This window comes from Lentimicrobium sp. L6 (genome assembly GCF_013166655.1).
GTDB lineage: Bacteria > Bacteroidota > Bacteroidia > Bacteroidales > UBA12170 > UBA12170.
Window position 1 is genome coordinate 1 of the sequence record NZ_JABKCA010000132.1, and the last position, 6,302, is coordinate 6,302.

At 37.2% G+C, this 6,302-nt stretch carries 2 protein-coding genes; one reads left to right on the forward strand and one right to left on the reverse strand.

Translation table 11 applies throughout. The annotated features are described in order from the left end of the window. The coding region (locus tag HNS38_RS19515; RefSeq protein WP_172346950.1) for a PKD domain-containing protein at window positions 1–3,497 on the reverse strand (3,497 nt) is incomplete at its 3' end. Window positions 3,498–4,086: 589 nt separating this feature from the next. Between HNS38_RS19515 and glmS the strand changes: the two genes are divergently transcribed. Beyond that, window positions 4,087–5,925, forward strand: coding sequence for a glutamine--fructose-6-phosphate transaminase (isomerizing) (gene glmS / locus HNS38_RS19520; RefSeq protein WP_172346951.1), 1,839 nt, complete (start codon window positions 4,087–4,089; stop codon window positions 5,923–5,925). The last annotated feature ends 377 nt before the right edge of the window (window positions 5,926–6,302 follow it).

A 6,302-nucleotide genomic window follows, 5' to 3' on the forward strand; every position in this document is an offset into this window, starting at 1 on the left:
GCCACCTGTCCGTCAGCAAAGGTACCTCCAGGTAAAATCCAATCATACTCTAAAGCGAGTGTTGAAGGAATAGCTACACCATTGAAATCGCCTTCTTCACCAAGACAGAATTCATTATTAGAAATATCTACGCCGAAATCAGGGAATACAATTATATTATCATGATGAAAGGTATGCGAGCAGCCTTGACCATCTGTTACAGTTAGGTTTATTTGATAAGTACCATTGTCTGGATAGATGTAATCAGGCTCTACTTCATCAGAAGTATCACCATTGTCAAACTCCCAAAGGTAACTAACTATAGGGTTGTCAATAGACGAACCATAAGAGATGTTGGTTAATTCCACCACATTGGAAAGACAAGGGTTCACATAAGTGAAATCGGCTGTTGGTGCAGGGAGAATTGTGATTTGTGAAGTATAGGAGTCGGAGCATCCATGATCTGTGATCACCTCATGGGTGATGTCATAATCCCCTTCTATTCCAAAAGTATATAAAAGTTCAGAACCATTATAAGTGTTTCCTTCTACATCCCAGTTATAATCTGTAATTGAGCTAACAGGAGTGGTGGAATTACTTGTAAATACACTTTCTACTCCTAAGCAATTGTTTCCAGAAAGAAAGCTAGCACTAGGTTTGTCATAGATTTCAATGGTTTGACTGATTGAGCTTTGACAATTATTGTTCGTGGTGACAGTTAGGTTTACCTCAAAAGTTCCATAGCTTAAAAACCGATGGTTAGGGTTTTTTGTTAATGAACCGGTTCCATCTCCGAAGTCCCAATTCCAATTAGTAATTATACCATTTGATGATTGATCAGTAAAGAATACAGGTATTTGCTCACATTCATCATATAAATTAAAGCTTGCACTAGGACTTTCAAATACAGTAATCAAAATACTAATGGCATCTGAGTCGCCACAATTTTCAGATTCACTTCTAACAAAATACTCTGTTGTATTAGTGGGAGCGGTTATGCTAAGGGTTTCAGAAGAGCCTATGGAAACTCCATTGGTGTGGTGTTTATACCATTTATAAGATTCTCCACCCGTACCTGTACAAGATAGGGTTATCGTGCCTGGGTTGTCAGCAATACAATATGAAGTGATACTTGCTGATATACCAGTGGGAGCTGCTGGTGAAGGATAGACATTGATATCGCTTTCCTCACTAGCCAAACAACCCGAGATAGGGCTTGTGAATTCATAAGTAATATTATAAGTTCCTACACCACCAGCATCAATGGGATCGAATTCTCCCGTTGTGGAATTTACACCAGAACCAGAATAGGTGCCACCTGTTGGTGTGCCTTGAGAGAGGGTTATGATTCCTTGACTTTCACAAACATCTGGGATGGCTGATAATAAAACTTCTGGACCATCTAAAACTTCTATGCTTGAACTGGTTTGGCCTTCACATCCTGTAAGAATATCAGTATAGGTATAGGTGATTTCGTGTAATCCAATTGTTTGATTTGGATCAAAAGTAGAAGTAGTAGAGTTTACCCCAAGTCCAGAATAGATTCCTCCATTAGGGCTTCCGCCACTTAAAGTTAATGGTTCTGCATTTTGACATATTTCTGTAGGGCTTACAGAGAAACTAATGTCAGGAAAATCATGATGAGTCACCCAATCGCTTGTGCTTGCGTTACAATTATTGGCATCAGTATAGTTATAAGTGATTTCAACAGATTCGCCTACAGGAATCAGATCGGGATCTATAATACCAGTGGGATTAGTAATACCGGTACCACTAAAAGTTCCTCCAGTATGACTTGGCAGGGAACTAATATCAGTGCTGAGGTCACCAGTGCAAAAATCAGGAAGTTCCATTGTGACAATGGTTTCTGGAGCAATTTCCAGATCAATAGATCTGGTAGTAGAACATCCAGCAAGACTGGTCACATCCACTGATATTTCTTGATTTGTAGAATATGGAAATGAGGTTTCTCCGCTTGCACCATTACTCCAGGTTGCACTTTCAAATTCCCAAGGGCTCACATTAAACTCCATGCTTTCACCGGCACATAGTTGATATGGATCTTGAGATACATTATTAATATCCCTAATGGAGAAAGTGGGATTGGGATATATGGTTACATTTTGTCTATTTATAAAGCTAAATCCACCAACTAGGGTAACTTCCACACTTACATTATAGGTTCTGGCTATGGAAAACTGATGTGAAGCTCCATAGGGTTCATCACTTATGATTTGAATATTATCGGGAGAGAAGATATCATTAAAATCCCACGTCACAAAGTCAATTTCTTGACCATCTTCCAGTTCCACTTCTAAAGTAAACTCTGTATTGTCTTCAAAACAAGTGGGTTCAAATGAAAAGCTTGGGATGATAAAAAAGCTTTGGATAAAGGTGGGGAGGCCATAACGGACTGATCTTGGAGATAAATCTACAACAGTTTCTGGAAATGTAATTGTTGAGCCTTCTGCATTTGGGTTTGTTATACCTGGTAAATCCGTTTTTCCTCCACCTAAACCACCAGTTGCCATATATATGGTTCCATGAGGTGAAATTTGAAGTGCACCGTATAGTTCGTATTGGCTATTGTTTGAACTTATAACCGTCTGGGCATTTCCATTAGAGAAGTCAATTTGAACAAGTTTTTTATAAATAAGAGAAGAAGCATACATTTTAGTCCCATCAGGAGAAAACTCAACTCCATATGGATCCGTTATTCCAGAACCTACTGTTCTATAGTTGGAGATTAAGCCAGTTTCATCATTAAAATCGAATAATTCAATATTGCCATTTGGATTTTCCCCTACAGCACATGCTATAAATGTTCCATCAGGAGATGCCTTTAAATAACCACGTGCTTGAGCATTATCTCCACCTTGACTACCATGAGTTCTTCCCAAATCAAATGTTTGTGGTATTGGATCTAGTCCATTTTCATCAATTTTAAAAACATAAAAAGTACTGGCGTCACTTCCTTCCCAACCATGTGTAATGACCCAAAAGGCAGGTTCGTTTCCATGTTTAACTGCTGTAACCTTTTCAGGGACTAGCTCAGATCCTAAGAGACGAGTGTTCTTTTCAACAATATCTCCAAGCCCACCATTTGCACTCATATCAACTATTGAATAGTTAAAGCCTTTTGCTAATCCATTATTACGTGAATCAGTAGTGAAAATATAATATAAATCTGAGTTTCCAGGATGAGGTACGGGTACTGATGATTGTGTTGAGGATGCATCTCCTTTTAAGCCAAAGCCATTTGGCATTTGAACATTATTTCTGTTCCAAACTTGGGTGCCATCAGTATAAAATAGTAACTCTCCATTTTGATTGGAAATTGAAGCACAGCCTTCTAAAGTACTCATTTGACTCCCCGATACTGTTGTAGGAGGATCTGTAGCAAAATTTAATGCAGCATTATCCCCAAAATACCAATTATTACCCTCCCCTTGGGCAAATGTAAATGGAGTGAAAAGAGATAAGGTGGTAATGATTATGATAGTGTAAAGATTCTTCATTCCTTAATTGATTAATTCGTTTTTTGGTTGTTTGTGTTATCATCTATTTGGTATAAATCCTAGCCCATGAGCCCCCTGAGATTTACGCCATCCTTAATGAATCATATTTATACTCTAAATACTGAGAAATGTTCAATATTTATTCAGAAAGACAGCAGCTGAGAAATATAGTTGCTTGTCAATTAGAATGTTAATTCAATCGGCCAAATTAATAAAAAAACATATGTGTAATAAGATTAGTTTTTATTTGTGATTTTGGAAGACATCCAAGCTTTTTTTGTGCTAAAAACTCCGTATTTAAATATGGGGATCAATAAATATGCAAGTTTTTATTCTGTAGTCGTTTATAGATTATGAAGCATATAAATTAGGGGATTTAGCAGCTGATTTATTATCGTGTTTTTTTAGCAAGACCTGTAATCATAGAATCGGAAAGTTTTAGCTGAGGCTTGCATAAAACTCTAAAAATATCGTTTATACTTTGAAGGCAAGTCTATTTTTGTAATTTTGCTTTCTTATTATTAATTAGCGTAATCAAAAAAAAGGCCCATGGCCTGTTTATTTACAAATCACTTAAAATAAATTCTATATGTGTGGAATTGTTGGATATATCGGACCCAAAGAAGCTTACGGAATATTAATTAAAGGCTTAAAAAGACTAGAATATCGTGGATACGATAGTGCTGGTGTTGCTTTGCTGGATGGCGATTTAAAACTCTATAAGAGTTATGGAAAAGTAGCTGATTTGGAAAAACATGTGGAAGGAAAAGATATCACCGGAACCATTGGAATTGGTCATACCCGTTGGGCTACTCATGGAGAGCCTAGTCAAGTGAATGCACATCCTCATTATTCTGAGAATAAAGAATTAGCTATCATTCATAATGGAATTATTGAGAATTATGCAAGCCTCAGAGAAGAATTGGTGAAAAGAGGTCATCATTTTTCTAGCGAAACAGATACCGAGGTTTTAATACATCTCATAGAGGATGTTAAAGAAAAGGAAAAGGTAGATTTAGTGGAAGCTGTAAGAATAGCTCTTAACATGGTTATTGGGGCTTATGCTATTGCTATTGTTTCTAAAAACGATCCTGACCTATTAATAGCAGCTCGCAAGGGAAGCCCTTTGGTTATTGGTATTGGAGAGAATGAACATTATTTGGCCTCCGATGCTACTCCTTTAGTAGAATATACTAAGAATGTGGTTTACCTTAACGATGAAGAAATTGCTATCATCAGAAGAGGAGAAGATTTAGAAATTAAAACCATCAAAAATAAAGCGAAGACTCCTTATGTAGAAACTCTAGAATTGAACTTGAGTGCCTTGGAAAAAGGTGGATATGAGCACTTTATGTTGAAAGAGATATATGAGCAACCTACTTCCATAAAAGATTCTATGAGGGGAAGGCTTCATCCTGAAATAGGTTCAGTCACCCTAGGAGGAATAAGTGATTATGAGGATCGTATGGCTAAAGCTAATAGAATTATCATGATAGCTTGTGGAACCAGTTGGCACGCAGCCTTGGTTGGAGAATATTTATTCGAAGACATTGCACGCATTCCTGTTGAAGTGGAATATGGTTCCGAATTTCGTTATCGCAATCCTATTATTAATGAAAATGATATTGTCATTGCCATTTCCCAATCTGGAGAAACAGCTGATACATTGGCGGCCATCAAATTGGCCAAAGAAAAAGGGGCTACAGTATTGGGAATCTGTAATGTGGTAGGATCTAGCATTGCTCGTGAAACAGTGGCAGGCTCCTATACCCATGCCGGACCTGAAATTGGCGTGGCATCTACAAAGGCTTTTACGTCTCAGGTTACCGTATTGACGCTTATGGCTTTAAGATTGGCATATCTCAAAGGAACTATCGAGAAGAGTAGGTTCTTAATGTTGATCAACGAGATGGAGTTACTTCCAAAGAAAGTGGAAGAGACTTTGAAGTGTAACGATGTAGTACTTGAGATTTCCAAGATATTCACCTACGCCCGCAATTTCCTTTATCTAGGAAGAGGTTATAATTTCCCAGTGGCTTTGGAAGGTGCTTTAAAACTCAAAGAAATTTCCTATATCCATGCCGAAGGATATCCTGCTGCTGAAATGAAACATGGTCCTATAGCTTTGATAGATAAGGAAATGCCTGTTGTGGTTGTGGCTACCAAAAAAGGAAACTACGAGAAAGTAGTGAGTAATATAGAAGAGATAAAAGCCCGTAATGGAAGAATTATTGCCATTGTGACTAAGGGTGATAAAGAAGTCCGCCGTTTGGCCGATTATATCATCGAAATTCCTGATACTGAAGAATTATTCTCACCCATTTTAGCCACCATTCCATTGCAATTATTAGCCTATCATATTGCGGTTCGCAGAGACTGTGAAGTGGATATGCCTAGGAATTTGGCGAAGAGTGTTACTGTGGAGTAAGGCTTTTAAGCGGAAAACATTTCCGCTTTAGCTAGGGTTTGACAAGTCTTAAATATATATAGCTGGGGGGAAATTATTCTTTTCAGCTTTTTTGTTTTAAGATTGTGTTTTTATTTGAAATAACGGCTCATGTTAATTTCTATGGGGAGAAGCATAATTAAGAGTTCGGATTTAAGAATAGAAAATATGAATTGATGTTTTACTTCACAAGGAATAATATCGATTGTAGATTAAAATTATAGACTTATTTTTATAGTATTTCAACTGGAATTAAATCTATACAATGGTAGATTTTGAGACCCTTTTCCAGAAAAAATAATATATCATACTTTTTTGTGGAAAAAAGTAAGCAAAAAGCCATCCCAAACAATAGCCTT